The organism is Gallaecimonas zhanjiangensis (assembly GCF_057624825.1).
Genome location: NZ_CM172603.1, coordinates 934650 through 954967, shown reverse-complemented (window position 1 = coordinate 954967; position 20318 = coordinate 934650). Strand labels below are relative to the sequence as shown.

The window sequence follows — 20318 nt, the reverse complement described above, 5'->3', positions numbered from 1 at the left end:
CAATCAATAGGTTACGCTACGGCCATATCGGGCCAGAGCACGTCTGCCGCCTGGGGCTTGCCGAACAGGTAGCCCTGCATGAAGCTGACCTGCAGGATATCCAGCAGCTCGGCCACTTCTTCGTCTTCGACAAATTCGGCAATGGTGCGGTAGCCAAAATGGCTGGCGATCTCCACCAGGGCGCGCACGAAAATAGAGTCGGCATCCTGGCTGGCAAGGCCGCGAATAAAGGAGCCGTCAATCTTGATGAAATCAACCGGCAGGGTCTTGAGGGTATGGAAGGACGAATACCCTACCCCGAAGTCGTCCAGCGCAAAATGGCAACCGATGGCCTTGAGCTGCTGGATGGAGCGGCGCGCCTGCTCGAGGTTGGTCAGCGCCGCCGTTTCGGTGATCTCGATAATGAGCTTGTGCGCCAGCTGCGACTTTTGCTGCAGCTCTTCGGCTATTTGAGCCATGGCGTCCAACTCGCTGAAGGTCTTGGGCGAGAGGTTGACCGAGAATCGCACCCGGTCATCGACCGGCAGCTTCTCCATCAATGCCAGCAGGCTTCTAAAGACCCACAGGTCCAGCTCGGCGGTGCGGCCGGTCTGCTCGGCAGCACGGATGAAATCTACCGGCGACACCCAGGCGCCGTCCCGGTCACGGGTACGCAGCAGGGTCTCGAAATGGGCCACATCGCGGGTTTCGGTGTCGACGATGGGCTGGAAGTACAAACACAGGTTGCTGGCATTGATGCCGTGCTTGGATTTTTCCAGCCAGTAGAGGTGGCGGCCAAGCTCTTGCTCGCTGCCCTGGCCGGTGGCCCGCACAAAGCGGTTTTTACCCAGCTCCTTGGCCTTGTACATGGCCACGTCCACCCGGGCCATCACTTCTTCAAGGTCATCGCCGTCTTGCGGCAGCCGCGCCACACCAATGGAAACCGACGGCGAGTGCAGCTGGCCACCGCCACTCACCCGCACTTCACGAAGGGCCCGAAACAGCTTGGCCAGCAGCGCTTCTTCACCGGCCTCAGAAAGCCCCGGAATAAGCACCGCAAACTCGTCGCCACCGACCCGGCACACGCTGGCACTCTCAGGCATTAGTTGCTGTAGCACCTTGGCGACCCGCACCAGGAGGCGGTCGCCCACCTTGTGGCCAGCCACGTCGTTGACGAATTTAAAGTCGTCGAGATCCATAAACAGCAGGGTCATCACCCGGCGGCTTTTCAGATAACCCTGCAGTTCGTTTTCAAAACGGCGCCGGTTCATCAGGTTGGTGAGCACATCGTGGCTGGCCAGCCATTCCAGCTCATCGGCGCGGCGCTGTAGCTGGCTTTCCATGCTCTCAAGCTGCAGCGACATCTCTTCGAGGCGCTGGGCCAGCAAGGTGGGCTCGTCTAGCAGCTTTTGCTGGCGGCCGATGGCGCGCAGGCGAATGCGAAAGCCCTCGTAGGCGCCACGCGCCAAGAGCGGCAGGGCATCACTGATGGCGCTAAGCCGCTCCAAGGGGCGGCGCAGCAGCAAGTAAAAGAGCCCCAAACACACCAGCAGCCCCAATACGCCGGGGATAAGTGAGGTCAGCAGCGCCTGGTCTTTTTCGCCAAGAAGGGATTGGGCGTCCAGCACCCCCACCAGCATCAGATCGCCACTTTTTAGCATCGGGATATACCAGTAGCCGTCCACGTCGCAGACGGCGCGGCTCAGGCACTGGTGGCTAAGGTGGGGTTTGAGTGCGGCCGTGCTTTGCACTATTGCCACACTGCCTTGGTCTTTAATCACCATCAGCGGCAGGTTGACCTGCTGGCTAAGGGTTTGCAAAGACAGGCTGCCCTCGCCACTTTGCACCCGGCAGCCGTCGGCGCAATTTAAGGTCGCGTTGGCGTATTGCTGGCGGTCAAGGCGGTAGAGCACATCGCTTTGGGTGTACTGGCCGGCCATGTCGCGAATTTTGCCATAGAGGTTATCGAGGCTGCGCTGATGCACCGCCACAAAGCCGGCAAAGATAAGCACCAGCAGGCAGAAGACCGGCACTAGCAACTGCCAGCGCAGGCTTAACATGGCACCTTGTGGTTTCACGCCAGCTCCGCCTGGTGGCCGTTGGCTTCGAGCCACTCTTTACGATCGCCAGAGCGCTTCTTGGCCAGCAACATGTCCATCAGCGCCAGGGTTTGCTCGGCGTCATCGACGGTGAGCTGCACCAGGCGGCGGGTGGCTGGATCCATGGTGGTTTCGCGCAGTTGCAGCGGGTTCATTTCGCCAAGGCCCTTAAAGCGGGTGACCTGGGGTTTGCCGCGCCGGCCTTCGCCGCTCAGGCGGTCAAGCACGCCCTGCTTTTCTTCTTCATCAAGGGCATAGAACACGTCTTTACCCAGGTCGATACGAAACAGCGGCGGCATGGCCACATAGACATGGCCGTTATCCACCAGCGGCCTAAAGTGGCGCAGGAACAGCGCGCACAGCAAGGTGGCGATGTGCAGGCCGTCGGAGTCGGCATCGGCAAGGATACAGACCTTGCCGTAGCGAAGCCCGTCCATCACCGCAGAATCCGGGTCCATGCCGATGGCCACCGAAATATCGTGCACTTCCTGGCTGGCAAGGATCTCCCCTGAGTCCACTTCCCAGGTGTTGAGGATTTTACCGCGAAGCGGCATCACCGCCTGAAAATCCCGGTCGCGGGCCTGCTTGGCGCTGCCGCCGGCCGAGTCCCCTTCCACCAAAAACAGCTCGGTGCGGGCCGGGTCGTCGCTGGTGCAATCGGTGAGTTTGCCCGGCAGGGCCGGGCCTGAGGTGACCTTCTTACGGGCCACCTTCTTGGCGCTGCGGGTGCGGCGCTGGGCGTTGGAGATAAAGTGCTCGGCCAGCATCTCCGCCACTTCGGTGTTGGAGTTCAGCCACAGGCTGAAGCTGTCCTTGACCACCCCGGACACAAAGCTGGCGCACTGGCGCGAGGACAAGCGCTCTTTGGTCTGGCCGGCAAACTGCGGGTCCTGCATTTTCACGCTAAGCACAAAGGCGCAGCGTTCCCAGACATCTTCCGGGGTTAATTTCAGGCCACGGGGCAAGAGGTTACGAAATTCGCAAAACTCGCGCATGGCCTCCAGCAGGCCCTGGCGCAAACCGTTCACGTGGGTGCCGCCCTGGGCGGTGGGGATGAGGTTAACGTAGGATTCCTGGGTCAGCTCGCCGCCTTCGTGCAGCCACAATACCGCCCAGTCCACCGCTTCGGTGGCCGCCGCCATACAGCCCACAAAAGGCGCCTGGGGGAGTTTGGGCCAATCGGCCACGGCGTCACTCAAGTAATCTTCCAGGCCCCGCTCGAAATGCCACTCATGGCTTTCCTTGTTGACCCTGTCGTCGAACTTTATGGTCAGGCCCGGGCACAGTACCGCCTTGGCCTTGAGGATGTGCTTAAGGCGATTGACCGAAAAACGAGGAGAGTCAAAATAGCTGGCGTCCGGCCAAAAGCGCACCCGGGTGCCGGTGTTGCGCTTGCCGACGGTGCCCACCACGGTCAAGTCTTCGACTTTGGCGCCGTGTTCAAAGGCGATGGTGTATTCCTGGCCGTCACGCTTGATGCCCACTTCCACCCGGCTGGAAAGCGCGTTCACCACCGAAATACCCACCCCGTGCAAACCGCCGGAGAACTGGTAGTTCTTGCTGGAGAACTTACCGCCAGCATGGAGTTTACAGAGGATCAGCTCCACCCCCGGCACGCCTTTTTCGGGGTGGATATCCACCGGCATGCCGCGGCCGTCGTCGATGACCTCCAGAGACTGGTCTTCATGCAGTATCACCTCCACCTTGCTGGCGTGCCCGGCCAGGGCTTCGTCGACGGAGTTGTCGATGACTTCCTGACCAAGGTGGTTGGGCCTGGTGGTGTCGGTGTACATGCCGGGGCGGCGTTTTACCGGTTCCAGGCCTTCGAGGACTTCCAGATCTTGTGAGGTGTACTGATTGCTCATGACAGGGCTAATTAAGCTGAGTTAGGGGCAATGGTCTTCATTGCCAGAAAACTTGTCAACACAAGTCTAAAAAGGCGGCCATCTGGCCCAGGTGCTTATCCAGGTCAGTAAAGGCATGGTCGCCGCCGGCTTCAATGGTTTGGCGCGCCCCTTGGTAGTGGTCGCGGGCCTGGCGCCAGTCGAGCACTTCATCCCCTTCTTTTTGCAACAGCCACAACCGCTGGGGGTGGCTGAGCACCGGTACAAAAAGGGCTTGCAGCTCAGCCATGTGCCGGTGGCTGACCTCAAAGGTCTCGCCGGTATAGGGGTTCACCTGGGGGCCGAGATAATCGGCCAACAGCTCAAAGGGCCTGACCGCCGGGTTCATCAGCACCGCTTTTAGGCCATGGCGCTCGGCCAGATAAGTGGCGTAAAAGCCGCCAAGGGAGCTGCCAATCAAGGCCTTGGGGCCAGGGTGGGCGGCAATGTCGGCATTCAAAAGGGCAATCGCCTCGGCGGGCGCAAAATGCAGCGTCGGCAACACCAGCTCAGTGCCGGGGCAATGTTTGGTTACATAATGGCTCACCACCCTGGCCTTGTCGGACTGGGGTGAGGAGTTGAAGCCGTGCAGGTAATAGAGCCGCATCAGTAGCCGCTGGCGTGTTTGTCCACCGCGAACTGCTCTGGCGCCACCCGCAGCACCCGGGTTTCGATGCGCCCGTCTGCCAGCAATTTAAGCTGGCGACAACCGGGCCCCAGGGCGTCCACGGCAAAATCCTGGCTGTTGGGCATGAACTGCACGCAGGTAGAAGGGGTAGCCAGCAGCCGGACATCTCCGGCCAGGCGATCCACTTCCTGGTGGATATGGCCAAAGAGCACCGCCTTGGCCTTGGGCAGGTTGGCCATGCGCGCCAGCAGCGCCTCGCCGTTTTTCAGCTGGTGCTGGTCAAGCCAGGAAGAACCGCAGGGCAAGGGGTGATGGTGCACCACCACCAGGGTGTGCAGGTTGTCGTTAGCAGCCTCGTCGATAAGGGCAAGCTCGGCGTCGCTCAGCCAGCCGCTTACTTTGCCCGGGTCGTGCGAGTCGAGCAGCAATACCTGCCAGTGCTTGGCGCGCAAACGTTTTACAGGCTCACCGAAAACAGCACGCATGGCGGCGGGGTCGTCATGGTTGCCGGGAATGGCAAACCAGGGACGATCGGCCAGCTCGTCTTTAAGCAGCTGATAGGTTTGTGGTTTATGGTCCTGCGCCAAATCGCCGGTCAACAACCAGGCGTCGGCCTCTTCGTCCAGAAGCTGCTGGGCCGCAGCAAAGCTTTGCCAGGTGGGTATGCCCATCAGGGCACCACTGTCATCTTTAAAAAGATGGGGATCGGTCAACACCCAAAAGCTCAGGACGTCCTTTTTAGGAACAAGGGTCTGCAGGGTCAAATAAGGCCTCTATTGCAAGCTGGCAAGAAAATCTGAACTGCTCCTCCCGTCCTTGAGACACAGCTTGAGCCACTCGGTAAGGAACAGATTAACCTGCATTTTTTCGTCAGGCAGATGCATCTTATCATTGGGGTATGGGTAGCGGGGTGCCAGGCGTGAAAAGTGCTGGCTCGCGCACACTTCAGCCATACGTACATCATGGTAGAGGCGCACCATCATCAAGGCTTTGAGGTACTGGGGTAAACCGCCCTGCTGCTCGATAGTGATGGTAGAGGTGTAAGGGAAATCTTCGTCCAGGCGCAGCCGATAACGCTGGCTGTGGCCAACCTGGTAGGACACGCTGTCACCCACGTTATTGAGCCGCCGCGCCAGCTTCATCAGCGCCGCATAGTTGTGCTCGCAGGTGGTGTGTAAGGCCCGTAAACTGGGCCGGTAGCCTTTCTTCTTTACCGCCATAAGGCGCGCAGTTCCTCAACATGAAGCGCCAGCCATTGCAGTCCGATAACACTGGCGGCGTTGTCTATCCGGCCTTGTTCCAACATGGCCAGGGCTTCTTTGCGGGGCAGGCGATAAACGGCGATGTCTTCGCCTTCTTCGTCCAGGCCATGAACGCCTTGCGCCTTACTGGCGTCGACCTCCACGGCAAAGATATGCAGGCGCTCGGTGGTGCCGCCGGGGGAGGCGAGATAACTCAGCACCGGCTTGACCCGGCCGACGGTCAGTCCCGATTCCTCGGCGGTTTCTCGCACCGCCACTTCTTCTGGCGACTCCCCTTCTTCTATGATCCCGGCCACCAGTTCATAGAGCCAGGGGTCCTGGGAAGTGGCCATGGCGCCAACGCGAAACTGGCGCAGCAGCACCACTTCGTCGGTGCGGGGATCGTAAGGCAAAGCCACGGCGGCATGGCCCCGCTCGAACACTTCGCGGGTCAGCCAGGGGCTCCAGCCACCGTCGAATTTCCGGTGGCGCAAAACGTAGCGCATCATGGTGAAAAACCCCCGGTAAAGCGGCTGTTTTTCCTTTACTTCAACATCGGATGCCGTGAAATTCTGGTGCATGTTCATTCTCCGCAGGCCGGCAGTTTGAGGCGTCAGCCAGAACCTGTCAGGCAGGTAACACATTGTTACCTGCAAGCGTGCCCAATTTATAATCTGTTACACTTGCGACTTGATGTGAAATCAGTCCCTTAATTACTGTTCCAGCCATTGTCGCCGTTGCGGACATGAGGAAGCAAACGAATGAAGCGTACCCTTTTGAGTCTACTGGTCAGTGCCGGTTTTGTAGCACAAGCTCAGGCCGTAAACCTGGTAGAAGTGTATCAGCAGGCTCTGCAGCATGATCCGGTATTGCAACAGGCCGATGCCCAGCGCAAGGTGGCCATGTCCGGTGTGGACATCAGCAAAGCCGACCTGCTGCCGCAGTTGACTGGCCAGTTGGACTACCAATTCCAACCCAAATACGAATCTGTGACCAGCACGACCGATGCCAACGGTAACCTGGCCATGGTGAAACAAAAAGGCGACACCAAATCCTGGGGCGCCACCCTGAACCTGCAACAGCTGATCTTCGACCATGGTGTGTGGGTCAAGCTGGACCAGGCCGAAAAGACCGCGGCCCAGACTGAAGTCAGCTACGGCTCTGCCCGCCAGGACCTTATCAACCGTGTGGCCAACGCCTACTTTGCCGTGCTGCAAGCCCAGGACACCCTGGCCTTCCGTAAAGCCGAGCAAAAGGCCATCGAGCGTCAGTTGGAGCAAACCAAGCAGCGCTTTGCCGTGGGCCTGACCGCCATCACCGATGTGCACGAAGCCCAGGCGCAATACGATGCCTCCGTTGCCAACGTGATCAACGCCCAGAACACCCTGGACAACAGCTACGAAGGCCTGACCGAGATCACCGGTGTTAACTACACCAACCTGGACGTGCTCAATACCAACAAATTTGACCCCAACCTGCCCCAGGGTGCGGTCAGCGATTGGGTCAAGCGCGCCGAGGACAACAACCTCAGCCTGCAAGCCCAGCGCATGAGCGTGGATATTGCCCGCGACCAGATCAAATATGCCCAGTCCGGCCACTACCCCACCGTCAACCTGACCGGTAGCTACGGCACCAGCAAGACCGACGTCAACCTGGACGAGCCGGTTAACCGCGACTTGGACCAGCCGTCACTGAACAATGCCAGCATCGGTATTGGTGTCAGCGTACCTATCTTCTCTGGTTTCCGTACCTCCAGCCAGGTCGAACAGGCCCAAAGCCAGTTCCTGATCAGCTCCGAGGAACTGGAGCGTATCCACCGCCAAGTGGTGCGTAACGTGCGCAACACCTACAACAACGTCAAAGCCAGCCTGTCGTCGGTAAAAGCCTACGAGCAGTCGGTCATTTCCAGCCAGTCTGCGCTGGAAGCCACCGAAGCCGGCTTTGAAGTGGGTACCCGTACCATCGTTGACGTGCTCAACTCCAACCAGAACCTGTATCAGGCCAAACAGCAGCTGGCCCAAGCCCGCTACAACTTCATCCTGAACAACCTGGCCCTGAAGCAGTACGACGGCACCCTGGCCGATTCCGACCTGGACATGATCAACCGCATCCTGAGCCCGGCCGCCGAAGCGCCCAAACCGCAATAACGGTTGCTTGATAAAGAAAAGGCCCTCAGATGAGGGCCTTTTTTATGCCAGCAGTTCGAGGCTGCGGCGGATGGCGCCGCTGTTGGCCTCCAGCACCTTGAGCCCGGCTTGGCCGGCGGCCTGGCGCTTGGCTGGGTCGGCAAAGAGCGCGGCAAGAGCTGGGGCCAGCTCATTGGCGCTCACCACCTGGCAGTTACCGGCCGCCACCAGGGCGTCAGTGATGTCCTTGAAGTTAAAATACACCGGGCCGGTTAGGGTAGGCAGGGCAAAGGCCGCCGGCTCCAACAGGTTATGGCCGCCAACATTGACAAAAGAGCCCGCCACCACCGCCACCTGGGCGGCGGCCAGCAAGGTCATCATCTCGCCCATGGTGTCACAAAGATACACAGCGGTTTCCAGGCCAACCGGCTCCTCGCGGCTGCGCCGGGCCGCCTGCCAGCCTTGGCGCTCAAGGAGCTTAGCCACTTCCTCAAAACGCTGGGGATGGCGGGGCACTAGCAGCAACAAGGCATCGGAATACTGCTCACGAAGGGCCTTGTGGGCGGCGAGCATCAGGGTGTCTTCCCCCTGGTGGGTAGAGGCCGCTATCCACACTGGCCGCTCGCCAAACCCTTCGGCCAGGGCTTGCCCGGCAGCGCGCTGCTCGTGGCTAACCTCCAAATCGAACTTCACCGACCCGGTAACCGCCAGCTTACTGGCCGCCAACCCCAGCGCCTTAAAGCGCGCCGCCTCTTCGGCGGTTTGCGCCAGCACCTTATCCAGGCCCTGCATTAGGCCACGGGACAACCCAGCAAAACGGCGGTAGCGCTTGGCAGAGCTGGCCGACAAGCGGGCATTGACTAGCTTGACCGGGATATCACGGCAGCGGCAAAAGGCCAGCCAGTTGGGCCACAGCTCGGTCTCCATCACCCACAAGGCTTTGGGTTTAACCCGGCGAAAGAACAGCCACACGCAGGGCCAGAAATCATAAGGGGCATAGCTGTGCAGGAGCTTGTCGCCAAAGGCGGCCTTGAGGCGGTCATAACCGGTGCGGGAGCTGGTGGTTAGCAGCAGCCGCGCCTTGGGGTATTGCAGCCGCCAGGCCTTGATAAGGGCGATGGCAGCCATGGACTCGCCAACACTGACCGCGTGCACCCACAGGTCTACCTCGCCGATGCGCGGCCCAAAACCGAAGTGCTCAAAGGCGCGCCCGGCAAAATCCGGCTTGCGCCCCGGCCAATACAGCCAGAGCACAATCAGCGGAAACAGGCATAGCAACGCGAGGTTATAAAGGAAGCGGCTCATTTGCTTTTAATGCGGTTGATGATGGCGGTGGTGGACACCCCGTCTTCAAACCCCAGCACCCGAACCTCGCCGCCGTTGGCAATCACTTCCTTGCCACCGGCGATATCTTCTGGCTTGTAATCGCCGCCTTTGACCAAAAGATTGGGCAGCACTCGGGCAATAAGGCGCTGGGGGGTGTCTTCGCCAAAATCCACCACCCAGTCCACGGCGCCAAGGGCCGCCAGCACCGCCATGCGCCGCTCCAGGTTGTTGACCGGCCGGCCGTCGCCTTTGAGGCGGCGCACCGAGTCGTCGCTGTTGACCGCCACGATCAACCGGTCACCCTGGGCTCTGGCCTGTTGCAGGTAGCTGACGTGGCCGGCATGAAGAATGTCAAAGCAGCCGTTGGTCATCACCACCTTTTCGCCGCGGCGCTGGGCATCGCGCACCGCCAGCACCAGTTGGTCTTCGCTCAGGGCGCCAAAGCCCAATTCGCGGTCCTGGCCCAAAATGGCGGCCAGCTCAACGGTGGAAACGGTGGAGGTACCCACTTTGCCCACCACGATACCGGCGGCAAGGTTGGCCAGGGCGCAAGATTCAGCCAGGGTGCAACCGGCGGAAAGGGCCGAAGCCAAGGTGGAGATAACGGTATCCCCGGCGCCGGTCACATCGAACACTTCCTTGGCGGTGGCCGGCAGGTGCACCGGTGGCAGGCCTTTTTGCAGCAAGGTCATGCCGTGCTCTGAGCGGGTAACCAGCATGGCTTGCAGTTCAAAGCGCTCAATAAGCTCCAGCCCTTTGCTGACCAGGGTCTCTTCGTCGGCGCAGTGCCCCACCACCGCTTCAAACTCGCTGAGATTGGGGGTGAGCAGGGTGGCGCCCCGGTAGCGGCCAAAGTCAGTGCCCTTGGGGTCGACCAACACCGGCTTGCCGGCCAGCCGCGCCTCAACAATCAAATGCTCAACATCAGCCAGGGCGCCTTTGGCGTAATCAGACAGCACCACCACATCGCACTGGCCCAGGGCTTTGGCGAAAGGGGCACGCAACAGGGCGGCGTTTTCGGCGCTAAAAGCGTCTTCAAAATCGAGACGCAGCAGCTGCTGGTGGCGTGACAGCACCCGCAGCTTGGTGATAGTGGGGTGGGTGTCTACCGTGACTAGTTCGCTCTGTACCCCAACACTACCCAGGCTGTCTTTGAGGGTCTGGGCCGGCTCGTCGTTACCCACCAGCCCTTGCAGCAGGGTTTTGCCCCCCAAGGCCGCCACGTTCAGGGCCACGTTGGCGGCGCCGCCGGGCCTGTCTTCGCGCTGCTCTACCTTCACCACCGGCACCGGCGCTTCCGGGGAGATGCGCTTGGTGGCGCCATGCCAATAGCGGTCCAGCATCACATCACCGACCACCAGCACTTTGGCCTTTTCGAAAGCGGGCAAATTCAGTTTCATTGGGGGATTGCTTCCTCTGACTCAGTTGGCGGCGATCTTACCATAGCAATTGCCCCCTACAGAGCCTTCCGCTTTGGGGTAAACTTGCCGCCTGTTGCTCGAAGGAAGGAGGCTCAGCCCTTGGCAATCAACAAAATCGAAGCCCCGCGTTTTTCCGCCCGGCTGCTCCATCCCCGCTACTGGCTTACCTGGCTGGGGGTGATAGTGATGTACCTGCTGTCCTGGCTGCCCTACCGGTTGCAGGTTGCCCTGGGTAAGGGCCTTGGCCGCCTTTTGGGAAAAATCTTGAAAAAGCGGGCGCGCATTGCCAAGCGCAACTTAGAGCTGTGCTTTCCCGAGCAAAGCGAAGACGAGCGCCAGCGGCTGCTGGTAGCCAACTTCGAGGCAACCGGGGTGGCGATGCTGGAAACCGGCATGGCCTGGTGGTGGCCCCAGTGGCGCATTAAAAAGCACATGCAGGTGGAGAACTTCCAATACGTACAAGAAGTGCTGGACCGGGGCCAGGGCGTGATCCTGATGGCCATGCACTTTGTGACCCTGGAGATAGGCGCCCGGATGTTCGGCACCTTGCAGCCGGGGGTGGGCTTTTATCGCCCCCACAACAACGCGCTGATGGAGTACCTGCAATACCACGGCCGGGTGCGCTCCAATAAATACCTAGTGGACAAGCGCGATGTGCGCGGCATGGTCCAAGCCCTTCGCCAGGGCGATGTGGTGTGGTACGCCCCCGACCAGGACTACGGCCGCCGCCGCGCCGTGTTCGTGCCCTTTTTCGCGGTGCCGGACGCCGCCACCGTTACCGCCACCTCCATGTTTGCCAAGCAGGGCAAGGCCAAGGTGGTGCCCTTCGTGCAGACCCGCCTGGCAGACGGCTCAGGCTACAAGCTGAGCTTCTCCCCGGCCCTCAATACCCTGCCAAGCGGCGACGAGGTACAAGACACCAAGCTTGTGAACCATATCGTGGCCCGGGAGATCCAAAAACAGCCGGAGCAATACATGTGGGTGCACCGGCGCTTTAAAACCCGCCCCAACGAGGACGACCCCTCTTACTACTAAGCCTCGCCCATTGTCTTGTCCCAGAGCGCGCCCACAAAGGCGCGCTCTTCGCTAAAGCAGCTGTCTTCTACCAACCGGCCGCCTTCGTCCAGGCTCTGGCGATGCTGCTGTTGGCGAAGTGCCACGTAAATCTCGGCCAGGCGCTCGGCGGTGGCGTCATCTATCACCTGGCTTTGGCTGAGGGCCTCAAGTTGACGAATGTTGTCGCTGTAGCGCAGCAGCGCCGGCTCGGCGCTTGCCAGTAGCCAGTACTGAACCAAAAACTCGATATCGGTAATGCCGCCCCTGCCCTGTTTGAGGTCAAAAAGGCCCTTGCCGGATTTATCCAGGTGGCCGCGCATCTTCTGGCGCATGGCCCGCACTTCTTCCTTGAGGGCCGCCGCGTCCCGCGCCTTGCCAAGGGCCTTGAGGCGAATACCGGCAAAACGCTCGCGAAGGGCGTTGTCGCCAAGCACCGGCCGGGTCCTGACCAGCGCCTGATGCTCCCAGAGCCAGGCTTCGTTGAGCTGGTAATCTTCAAAGCTCTCCAGGGTGCTCACCAACAGCCCCGAGGCGCCGGAGGGGCGAAGCCGCATGTCGATTTCATAGAGCACGCCGCTTAGGGTGCGGGTGGTGAGCCAGTGGCTGAGCCGCTGCACCAATTTAAAGAAGAACTCTTTGACGGTGATGGCCCTTGGCCCTGGGGTTTCGCTGTCGGCCTGCTCGGCGCCAAGGTCGGTTAAAAACACGATATCCAGATCCGAGCTGTAGCCCAGTTCCAGGCCGCCGAGCTTACCGTAGGCCACCACCAAGATGCCGGGGTGCTCCGGGCTCAGCCCCGGCGGCTCGCCGTGGCGCTTAACCAAGTCTTGCCAGGCCAGGGGCAGGCAAGCGGCCAACAGGGTCTCGGCCAGGATGCTCAAGTGATCGCTCACCTTCATCAGCGGCAGCACCCCGGTGACATCGGCGGCGGCAATGCGCAGGGTTTGCGCCGCTTTGAACTGGCGCAGCGCCTCCATCTGCCCTTCCAAGTCACCCGGCTCGATACGCAGCATAAAGCGGCGCAGCTCTGAGCCGTAATCTTCCAGGGCCAGCGGCGCATAAAGATGGCGCGGGTCGATAAGCTCGTCCAGCAAGATGGGCATCTGGGTGAGGCTGTCGCTGATAAAAGCAGACTCCCCCATCAGCTTGATAAGCTGGGCCCGGGCGCCGGGGTTTTCCACCAGCAGCTCTAGGTAGGCGGTGCGGCTGGCGATTTGCTCTAGCAGCTTGCCAAGGCGGCGTAGGGTGCGCACCCCCTGGGGTTGGTCTTTAAGGCCAAGCAGCAGCTGGGGCAGCAGTTTGTCGAGCTGTTTGCGGCCCCGCTCGCCCATGCTGCGCTTTTCAAGGCTGTCTTTGAGCGACACAAAAACGGCGGCCAGGGCCTCTGGCTCGGCCAGGCCCTCTTCACTCAGGCTGCCGGCCACCTCATCTACCGACCAGTCGGCCTCCATCAAGGAGCGCAGGCCGCCGGGGAGGTCGTCCTCGGGGTTGTCTTCGCTCACCACATCCCGAAACAGGCTGTGCACCAGTTGCAGGTGCTGCTCAAGGCGGGCCATAAAGGCGCCAAAACTGCCAAAGCCCTGCATGGCGGCAAGGCGGGCCTGGTTGAGGGCATCGTCTGGCAGGGTCTGGGTTTGCTCGTCGTTGATGGCTTGCAGGTTGTTCTCGCTGGCGCGAAGGAAGAGATAGGCCTCGGCCAGCGCTTGGGCCTCCGCTTCGCTCATTACCCCCAGCCCCGGCAGCATGGCCAGCGCCGCCAGCAAGGAAGGCGTGCGAAGCTTGGGCTCGCGGCCGCCACGAATAAGCTGGAACACCTGCACCAGGAATTCCACCTCCCGGATCCCCCCGGCCCCCAGCTTGATGTTGCCCTTAAGGCCCCGGCGCCGCACTTCGGCCTCGATAAGCCGCTTCATGTCGCGCAGCGAATGGATGGCCGAGTAATCAAGGTAACGGCGATAGACAAAGGGCCGCAGCAGCTGCGACAGCTCCTCTTCATAACCAAAGCCGCCGCCCATCAACCGCCCTTTGACCATGGCGTAGCGTTCCCACTCGCGGCCCTGGGACTGGTAGTAATCTTCCAGCGCGTCAAAGGACATCACCAGCGGCCCCGAATCACCAAAGGGGCGCAGGCGCATATCCACCCGGTAGACAAAGCCGTCGGTGGTGACCGCATCCAAAAGCGCAATCAGCCGCTGGCCAAGGCGGGCGAAGAACTCGTGGTTGTCGATTTCCTTGCGCCCGCCCTCGGTGACCCCGCCTCGGGGGTAGATGAAGATAAGGTCAATATCGGAAGAAAAGTTCAGCTCGCCGCCGCCCAGCTTACCCATGCCCAGCACCAACAGCGGCACTGCCTTGCCTTCGCTATCGCGGGGGGTGCCCCGGCTCTGGCAAAGGTCTTGATAAGCCCAGTTGCGGGCGCAATCGATAAGCCCCTCGGCAAGCTTTGACAGCGCCGCCAGCCGCGCTTCTTCGCTGATGTCTTGGTTGGCCCCCAACAGCGCCAAAGCGCAAAGATAGCGGTGGCGAAAAAGCCGCAGCTCGCGCTGCACCTGCGCCTCGGTGGCGCCCGCCTCCAAAGGCGGTTGCCAGGGGCCGCCAGCCAGGCTTTGCTCGCTCTGGGCCAGCAGCCAGGGCAGCCAGTCGGGGCGGCGCAGCAAGTGGGTGAGCAGGAAGTCGGAACAGGCCAGGCCTTGGCGCAATCGCTCCAGGCGCGCCTCGTCCAGCCCTTCCAGGCAATGGGGGTGACGTTCGATAAGGCTGGCCAGGGCTTTGTCGGCCTGGCCGGTCAGGAGGCGCTCGGTAGACATATTATGTCGAATTTGGTAGACAAAGGACCTCAAGAGCATAAAACCCAAAGGCCCCTCAGTGCCAGCACCACAGCCTGTTACCACCGATATCATCGCGCGCCATCTCAATGGTTTAGGCCGCGACAGCCACACCGGCTACAGTTTTGACTGCCTGCCCATCAGCGGCGAGGTGGAAGTGCTGCAAATTGTGGTGCAGGGCCGCGAAGAGCTGCCAGTGTTTTTGTCGGTGGCCGAAGATCAGGTACTGGTGATGAGCTTTTTATGGGACGAAAGCGAAGTGCTGGCCGAGCGGCGCCTGGCCATGCTGGAGACCATGCTCGAGCTCAATATTCCCATGCCGCTGTCGGCTTTTGCCAAGATGGGCGAGCGCTTTGTGATCTTCGGGGCGCTGTCGGTGCATTCGAGCCTTTTTGACATCGAACACGAACTGGTGGTGCTGTCGGACAACACCCTGGACATCCTCGATGACATGAGCCACTTCCTGGAGGCGGTATGACGCTGATAAAGGATCTGCTGGCCAGCGACATCAAGGGCGACGCCAAGAGCCTTAACCTGCAACTGCAAGACACCCGCCAGCGCCTGGCGCAGCTGCAAGACCAAGCTCCCCATTGGCAGGCCCGCCTGGACACCATCGCCAGCGACCACGCCCAGTGCCAGCAGGCGGCAGTGGAGCAGGAAGCGGCCCTTCGCGCGGTGCTGGCCAAAGGCGATATGAAAGCCGCCCAGCACGGCGCTGAGCTGCTCGCCAACCTGGAAAACCAGTTGCTGCTTATCGCCAGCCGCCGCCAGGCCGTTGAAGAAGAAGAGCGCCTTTACCGGCAACTGGAGCGGCAACTGGTGGACCTTCGCCGCCAGCTCATCCTGGTGAGTGCCGCCCGGGAGCTAGCCCGCATGCAGCACACCCTGGACCCACTCTTAAAGCGCCAGGGCACCAGTACCCAAGCCGCCCTCAAGGCCATTCGCCAGCGCGAAGCCTGCACCGACACCGAGGCCAAAGTGCCGGCCCCCAGCTCTGCCGCCACTGTGCTGGCACGGCTCAAGGGGCAGGCCGATGAGTAGAAAGCTGGAACAGAAATGGGCCTCGTCCATCGCCGTGATGAAGGCGGTGCAGGTAGCCTTTGACCTGGACAGCAAGCTCCAGTACGCCATTCGCCTGGCCGCCCTTGAAGAAGGCTTGAGCCCGTCGGACCAAATCCGCGCCATGCTTGATCTGCCAGTCACCACCCGCCCCAAACGGCCCCGCCTGACCGTGACCTTAAGCGGCGACGACTACCTGCGCCTTGGCGAGCGTTACGGGGTGCTGCCTGACGATCAATTGGAAATTAAGAAAAGGGTCATGCAAGAATTGGCCGAACAGGCAGATGCGTTACTAAAGGACGATTAGCGTGAAACCCGAGCTCAGGGTACTGGCCCCCACCCCCATCGAACTGGCGATGATGATCCTCTCGATCATTGCCGTAGCGGTGGTGCTGGTGTTGCAGTTTGCGCCCCTCGACAGAGACGAGCGGGAATTGCTGCTGCTGATGGACACCGTCATCTGCGTGATATTCCTGACCCGCTTTGCCATTGGCCTGGTAAAAGCCCAGGACAAATGGGCTTATGTGCGTGCCCACTGGATAGATGTGCTGTCCAGTATCCCGGCGGTGGATGTGCTGCGTTACGGCCGGCTGTTCCAGGTATTGCGGGTACTTAGGGTACTGCGCATGGCCAACCAGGTTATCCAGCAGCTGTTAAAGGAAAGCACCCATGCGGTGCTGGCCACCATCTTGGTGACCCTGGTGGTGGTGATAGGGGGCAGCTCCATCGCCATTTTGCTGGCCGAGAGCAACAACCCCGCCTCCAATATCCACACCGCCGAAGACGCCATCTGGTGGTCGCTGGTGACTATTTCCACCGTCGGTTATGGCGACTATTACCCCATTACCACCGCCGGGCGCATCATCAGCGCCCTGGTGATCATCACCGGGGTGTCTATTTTCGGGGGATTAAGCGGTTTGATGGCGGCCCGGCTGACCCGCAGCGGCGAGACCGAAGAGCTGCACCACAGGACGGTGCAGCATAAGCTCGATAATCTTGAGCAGCAGGTGCAGGCACTGAGCGCGCAGCTTGGCGCGCTCAGCGACCAACTCAAGGCCAGTAAATCGGCTGATCCAGCCCCAGCTGACGAGACTGATCCATCGCCACCACCAACGACTGGCGCTTGCGATTAAGCCAGGCTTCCAGCTGCTCTTCGTCCTCGTCGGACAAATCCAGGCGGCCAGCCAGTTGCCCCAGCCCTTCCAGGCGGCGCGCTTCTTCCAGACCGAACAGGAAATCCTGCCACAGCTCCAGCGCCGCCATGGCCAGGCCGTCCTGATAGAGGCCGGCGAAAGTGCGGCAGCACGTGAGGTAACGCAGTACCCGCCCTTCCTGATCCACATATTGCGTCAGACTCATGCCCCGGGTCAGGTGCCGCTTGATATCGGCAAAGGCCTTGGCGAGGTGGGTATCAGCAAACCATTTGATGGGTTTGTCGAGCTCGGCAAGCGCCGAGGCGTCAAGCTTGACTCGCCACTCTTTGAGCGCCACAAACTTCAGGGCTGAAAGTTTCAGGCGATTGGCGCGCTCACCGGCCAGCAGTTGGGTAAAGAAGGCCAGGTTCGGCAGCGCCTGTTGGCGGGCATTGGCCTGCTCCAAAAGCTCATCGCTGATGCTGAGCTTTCGAAAGCCGCTGCCTTTGCTGCCCAGCACCTTGGCAATGCGCACCTGGGCTTGGGCCTGGGCCAGCTGGTCGGCCAGCCATTGGCATTCTTGGCGCAGCTCGCTTGAGGCCTTGCGCGGCACCAGGCCGCCAAAGAGGCTCAATACTTGGCGGAAGTACTGCAAGGCCTCGCTGATGGCCAGCAGTGCCTGCCAGCCCGGTTGCAGCAAAAACGCATCTTCGGCTTGCTGCCACTCGCTGATGGCACAGGCCAGCGCTTGTTGCAGCACGTCGTCATTGCTCATTTGCCGGTCAACGGCGGGCACCGGGGCGTCCATGTCGAGACTGCCCTGGCCCTTGGCCAGCCAGTTGCCGCGGGCAGCCTTGGACAGGCCAAAGCACTGCACGCCGTCGCGCAGCAAGCCGCTGGCAAAATCAAACAGGGCCTTGAGGTCCTCGCCCTGCATTTCCAGCTCAAGCTCGCGAATGGGCAGGCAGCGCTCGCCGGCGCACACTTCGCCCTGGTCCCAGCAGAACTCCACTTGGCCATTGGCCACCAGGGTTTTCTGGCGGGCAAAGTCGGTGGAGAACACCGGCACCAGCGCTTGCGCCAGGGCAGATAAATCAGTGCCCTGGGGCCAGACCTCGGCCGGGAAAGCATGCAAGTCTGGCTTGTCGCCGTCGATGGGCAGGTTATATTCAGGTCTGGCAGAGAGCGCCGAACCCGAATTGCCAGCCAGCTTGAGGGTTTGCTCCCGCTGGCCGTCTACTTCGCGGATGCGAAGGCCCATGCGCCAGCCGGCCAACAGACCGTCAGCGGTGTCAAAGTAGGTGTTTTTGAGGTGGCGACTGGCCGCCTCACCGAGAAGGGGCGCAAGCCAGCTGTCGGTGTCGACCTGGCTTGCTACGCGTAATTTAAGTTCAGTTTCGATGGCCATCGTGGCTTTTGGTTGACAGGTGTCGGGCTGATTATAACGGCCATAGCCACAAAAAAAACGCCATTACCGTTTTATTACAGCAGACCTTTGCGCTATTCTTCGCGCCGCATTGGCCTGATGCCGACATTATCGTCAAATATGAGGGGCAACCATGCCTGCAAACAGTATCTTAGGTCTTTTCGCCAAATCGCCGATCCGGCCCCTGCAGCAACACATGGACAAGGTCCACGAATGCTGCCAGAAATTGTTGCCATTCTTTGAGGCGGTCCTCGCCGACGACTGGCACCAAGCCGGGGAATTGCGCAACCTTATCAGCCAGCTTGAAAAAGAAGCCGACGCACTGAAGCGGGAGATCCGCCTGACGCTGCCGTCCGGCCTATTCATGCCGGTTGAACGTACCGACCTGCTGGAACTGGTCAAAGAGCAAGACCGTATCGCCAACAAGGCCAAGGACATTGCTGGCCGGGTGCTGGGTCGTAAGCTCAAGATCCCTTCCATCTTCGCTGAAGAATTCGGCGCCTACCTTTCCCGTTGCCTGGATGCAACAGCGCTTGCCGCCAAGGCCATCAACGAACTGGACGAGTTACTCGAAACCGGTTTCCGTGGCCGTGAGGTTGAGCTGGTCAATCGGATGATCAACGAGCTCGATGACATCGAGCACGATACCGACGAGTTGCAGATCCGCCTGCGTCGCCAACTGCTGGCGATTGAGAAAGATCTGAGCCCGATCGACGTCATGTTCCTTTACTCCATCCTCGAATGGGTTGGCGATCTGGCCGACCGTGCCGAGGGCGTGGGGTCACGCTTGGAGCTGCTCCTGGCGCGCAGCTAACAGGAAACAAACATGGATATCATCGCTAACTACGGTACCGTTCTGGTGCTGCTTGCGGCTTTTGTCGGCTTTTTGATGGCATGGGGTATTGGTGCCAACGACGTAGCCAACGCCATGGGTACCTCCGTAGGCACCCGTTCTCTGACCGTAAAACAAGCCATCATCATTGCCATGGTGTTCGAGTTTGCCGGGGCCTACCTGGCCGGCGGCGAAGTCACCTCCACCATTCGCAAGGGCATTATCGATTCCAGCGCCTTTGTCGGCCACGCTGACGTGTTGGTGCTGGGGATGATAGCCTCCCTGCTGGCCGCCGGGATCTGGCTGATTGTGGCCTCCCACTATGGCTGGCCGGTGTCCACCACCCACTCCATCATCGGTGCCATCATCGGCTTTGCCACCGTGGCCCTTGGCAGTGACGCGGTGCAGTGGGGCAAGACCCTGGGCATTGTCGGCTCCTGGATAATCACCCCCGCCATCTCAGGCCTTATCGCCTACTTTATCTTCGTCAGCGTGCAGCGCTTTATCTTCGACACCGAAGATCCGCTGAAAAATGCCAAGCGCTTCGTGCCGGTGTACATGTTCCTGACCGCTTTCGTCATCAGCCTGGTCACCCTGAAAAAGGGCTTGTCCCACATCGGCCTGAACCTGAGCAACGGCGAAGACTGGCTCTACTCCTTCCTCACCTCCCTGGTGGTGATGATTGGCGGCTACCTCTTTATCGGCCGCAAGCAGTACAACCCCTCCGACGACAAGGACATGGGTTTTGCCAACGTTGAGAAGGTGTTCGCCATCCTGATGGTACTGACCGCCTGCGCCATGGCTTTTGCCCATGGCTCCAATGACGTGGCCAACGCCATTGGGCCGCTGTCGGCGGTCGTGAGCGTGGTGGAAGCGGGCGGCGTGATCGCCTCCAAATCCTCTATCGCCTGGTGGATATTGCCCCTTGGCGGCTTCGGTATCGTACTGGGCCTGGCGGTGATGGGTAAAAAGGTGATGGCAACTGTCGGCACCGGCATTACTCACCTCACCCCCAGCCGCGGTTTTGCTGCCCAGTTTGCCACCGCCACCACTGTGGTATTGGCATCAGGCACCGGCCTGCCCATCTCCACCACCCAGACCCTGGTAGGGGCCATCATGGGTGTAGGCCTGGCCCGCGGTATCGCCGCCCTTAACCTGTCGGTTATCCGCAACATCGTGGTGTCTTGGGTTGTTACCCTGCCGGCAGGGGCTTTGCTGTCCATCATCATCTTCTGGATCCTCGAAGCACTGATCCTCTCCTGAACATCAAAGGCCATGGCACTT

At 60.7% G+C, this 20318-nt stretch carries 18 protein-coding genes; 8 read left to right on the top strand and 10 right to left on the bottom strand.

Annotated elements, in window-relative coordinates; translation table 11 throughout:
- Window positions 1–11: 11 nt before the first annotated feature.
- Genes AC22G1_RS04505 through nudF form a run of 6 tightly spaced genes read right to left on the bottom strand, consistent with a single transcriptional unit; the run spans window position 12 to window position 6411 of the window.
- The gene (locus AC22G1_RS04505) at window positions 12–2057 is read right to left on the bottom strand and encodes a putative bifunctional diguanylate cyclase/phosphodiesterase (protein WP_487315706.1); all 2046 of its coding nucleotides are present in this window, start codon (window positions 2055–2057) and stop codon (window positions 12–14) included.
- Complete coding sequence (gene parE / locus AC22G1_RS04500) at window positions 2054–3943, bottom strand: DNA topoisomerase IV subunit B (RefSeq protein ID WP_487315705.1); 1890 nt, start codon at window positions 3941–3943, stop codon at window positions 2054–2056. The genes AC22G1_RS04505 and parE overlap by 4 nt, the downstream gene beginning before the upstream one ends.
- 55 nt (window positions 3944–3998) lie before the next feature.
- Window positions 3999–4568: a YqiA/YcfP family alpha/beta fold hydrolase gene (locus AC22G1_RS04495; protein ID WP_487315704.1), complete on the bottom strand. Its 570-nt coding sequence runs from the start codon at window positions 4566–4568 to the stop codon at window positions 3999–4001.
- Complete coding sequence (gene cpdA / locus AC22G1_RS04490) at window positions 4568–5302, bottom strand: 3',5'-cyclic-AMP phosphodiesterase (protein ID WP_487315703.1); 735 nt, start codon at window positions 5300–5302, stop codon at window positions 4568–4570. The genes AC22G1_RS04495 and cpdA overlap by 1 nt, the downstream gene beginning before the upstream one ends.
- 60 nt (window positions 5303–5362) lie before the next feature.
- The gene (locus AC22G1_RS04485) at window positions 5363–5809 is read right to left on the bottom strand and encodes a DUF1249 domain-containing protein (protein WP_487315702.1); all 447 of its coding nucleotides are present in this window, start codon (window positions 5807–5809) and stop codon (window positions 5363–5365) included.
- Entirely contained in the window at window positions 5800–6411 is a 612-nt protein-coding gene (gene nudF, locus AC22G1_RS04480) for an ADP-ribose diphosphatase (RefSeq protein ID WP_487315701.1), read from the bottom strand. Before nudF ends, AC22G1_RS04485 begins: the two co-directional genes overlap by 10 nt.
- A gap of 180 nt (window positions 6412–6591) precedes the next feature.
- Here nudF and tolC point away from each other — a divergent pair, with 180 nt between their 5' ends.
- Entirely contained in the window at window positions 6592–7977 is a 1386-nt protein-coding gene (gene tolC / locus AC22G1_RS04475; protein WP_487315700.1) for an outer membrane channel protein TolC, read from the top strand.
- A 42-nt stretch (window positions 7978–8019) separates the two neighbouring features.
- Here tolC and waaA read toward each other — a convergent pair whose 3' ends face one another.
- Complete coding sequence (gene waaA / locus AC22G1_RS04470) at window positions 8020–9261, bottom strand: lipid IV(A) 3-deoxy-D-manno-octulosonic acid transferase (protein WP_487315699.1); 1242 nt, start codon at window positions 9259–9261, stop codon at window positions 8020–8022.
- A complete protein-coding gene (gene hldE, locus AC22G1_RS04465) occupies window positions 9258–10682 on the bottom strand; it encodes a bifunctional D-glycero-beta-D-manno-heptose-7-phosphate kinase/D-glycero-beta-D-manno-heptose 1-phosphate adenylyltransferase HldE (RefSeq protein ID WP_487315698.1) in 1425 nt (474 codons plus the stop codon). Before hldE ends, waaA begins: the two co-directional genes overlap by 4 nt.
- Window positions 10683–10802: 120 nt before the next feature.
- On the opposite strand from hldE, the gene lpxL reads away from it, so the two are divergent.
- Entirely contained in the window at window positions 10803–11738 is a 936-nt protein-coding gene (lpxL, locus tag AC22G1_RS04460; RefSeq protein WP_487315697.1) for an LpxL/LpxP family Kdo(2)-lipid IV(A) lauroyl/palmitoleoyl acyltransferase, read from the top strand.
- Here the strand turns inward: lpxL and glnE are convergent.
- Window positions 11735–14566 (bottom strand): bifunctional [glutamate--ammonia ligase]-adenylyl-L-tyrosine phosphorylase/[glutamate--ammonia-ligase] adenylyltransferase, encoded by a 2832-nt coding sequence (glnE, locus tag AC22G1_RS04455; RefSeq protein ID WP_487315696.1) that lies wholly within the window; start codon window positions 14564–14566, stop codon window positions 11735–11737. The two genes, lpxL and glnE, sit on opposite strands and share 4 nt — an antisense overlap.
- Window positions 14567–14624: 58 nt before the next feature.
- Here glnE and AC22G1_RS04450 point away from each other — a divergent pair, with 58 nt between their 5' ends.
- From AC22G1_RS04450 to AC22G1_RS04435, 4 genes are read left to right on the top strand one after another with little or no spacing between them, the layout of a single operon-like run.
- Complete coding sequence (locus tag AC22G1_RS04450) at window positions 14625–15062, top strand: YjfI family protein (RefSeq protein WP_487315695.1); 438 nt, start codon at window positions 14625–14627, stop codon at window positions 15060–15062.
- Window positions 15059–15625, top strand: coding sequence for an AAA family ATPase (locus AC22G1_RS04445; protein ID WP_487315694.1), 567 nt, complete (start codon window positions 15059–15061; stop codon window positions 15623–15625). The genes AC22G1_RS04450 and AC22G1_RS04445 overlap by 4 nt, the downstream gene beginning before the upstream one ends.
- The gene (locus tag AC22G1_RS04440) at window positions 15618–15950 is read left to right on the top strand and encodes a hypothetical protein (protein ID WP_487315693.1); all 333 of its coding nucleotides are present in this window, start codon (window positions 15618–15620) and stop codon (window positions 15948–15950) included. The genes AC22G1_RS04445 and AC22G1_RS04440 overlap by 8 nt, the downstream gene beginning before the upstream one ends.
- Before the next feature lies 1 nt (window position 15951).
- Entirely contained in the window at window positions 15952–16776 is an 825-nt protein-coding gene (locus AC22G1_RS04435) for an ion transporter (protein ID WP_487315692.1), read from the top strand.
- On the opposite strand, the gene AC22G1_RS04430 is transcribed toward AC22G1_RS04435, so the two are convergent.
- On the bottom strand, window positions 16694–18184 hold the full coding sequence (locus tag AC22G1_RS04430; protein WP_487315691.1) for a CYTH domain-containing protein: 1491 nt from the start codon (window positions 18182–18184) through the stop codon (window positions 16694–16696). The genes AC22G1_RS04435 and AC22G1_RS04430 overlap by 83 nt on opposite strands.
- A 214-nt stretch (window positions 18185–18398) precedes the next feature.
- Between AC22G1_RS04430 and AC22G1_RS04425 the strand changes: the two genes are divergently transcribed.
- Window positions 18399–19016, top strand: a complete 618-nt coding sequence (locus AC22G1_RS04425) for a TIGR00153 family protein (protein WP_487315690.1) — start codon at window positions 18399–18401, stop codon at window positions 19014–19016.
- A 12-nt stretch (window positions 19017–19028) separates the two neighbouring features.
- Window positions 19029–20297, top strand: a complete 1269-nt coding sequence (locus AC22G1_RS04420) for an inorganic phosphate transporter (RefSeq protein ID WP_487315689.1) — start codon at window positions 19029–19031, stop codon at window positions 20295–20297.
- Window positions 20298–20318 lie beyond the last annotated feature (21 nt).

Excerpts from the sequence above, each read along its gene's own strand:
- parE (WP_487315705.1), bottom strand. The coding sequence starts at position 3,943 with ATGAGCAATCAGTACACCTCACAAGATCTGGAAGTCCTCGAAGGCCTG.
- AC22G1_RS04495 (WP_487315704.1), bottom strand. The coding sequence starts at position 4,568 with ATGCGGCTCTATTACCTGCACGGCTTCAACTCCTCACCCCAGTCCGAC.
- AC22G1_RS04485 (WP_487315702.1), bottom strand. The coding sequence starts at position 5,809 with ATGGCGGTAAAGAAGAAAGGCTACCGGCCCAGTTTACGGGCCTTACAC.
- nudF (WP_487315701.1), bottom strand. The coding sequence starts at position 6,411 with ATGCACCAGAATTTCACGGCATCCGATGTTGAAGTAAAGGAAAAACAG.
- tolC (WP_487315700.1), top strand. The coding sequence starts at position 6,592 with ATGAAGCGTACCCTTTTGAGTCTACTGGTCAGTGCCGGTTTTGTAGCA.
- waaA (WP_487315699.1), bottom strand. The coding sequence starts at position 9,261 with ATGAGCCGCTTCCTTTATAACCTCGCGTTGCTATGCCTGTTTCCGCTG.
- hldE (WP_487315698.1), bottom strand. The coding sequence starts at position 10,682 with ATGAAACTGAATTTGCCCGCTTTCGAAAAGGCCAAAGTGCTGGTGGTC.
- glnE (WP_487315696.1), bottom strand. The coding sequence starts at position 14,566 with ATGTCTACCGAGCGCCTCCTGACCGGCCAGGCCGACAAAGCCCTGGCC.
- AC22G1_RS04445 (WP_487315694.1), top strand. The coding sequence starts at position 15,059 with ATGACGCTGATAAAGGATCTGCTGGCCAGCGACATCAAGGGCGACGCC.
- AC22G1_RS04440 (WP_487315693.1), top strand. The coding sequence starts at position 15,618 with ATGAGTAGAAAGCTGGAACAGAAATGGGCCTCGTCCATCGCCGTGATG.
- AC22G1_RS04430 (WP_487315691.1), bottom strand. The coding sequence starts at position 18,184 with ATGGCCATCGAAACTGAACTTAAATTACGCGTAGCAAGCCAGGTCGAC.
- AC22G1_RS04425 (WP_487315690.1), top strand. The coding sequence starts at position 18,399 with ATGGACAAGGTCCACGAATGCTGCCAGAAATTGTTGCCATTCTTTGAG.
- AC22G1_RS04420 (WP_487315689.1), top strand. The coding sequence starts at position 19,029 with ATGGATATCATCGCTAACTACGGTACCGTTCTGGTGCTGCTTGCGGCT.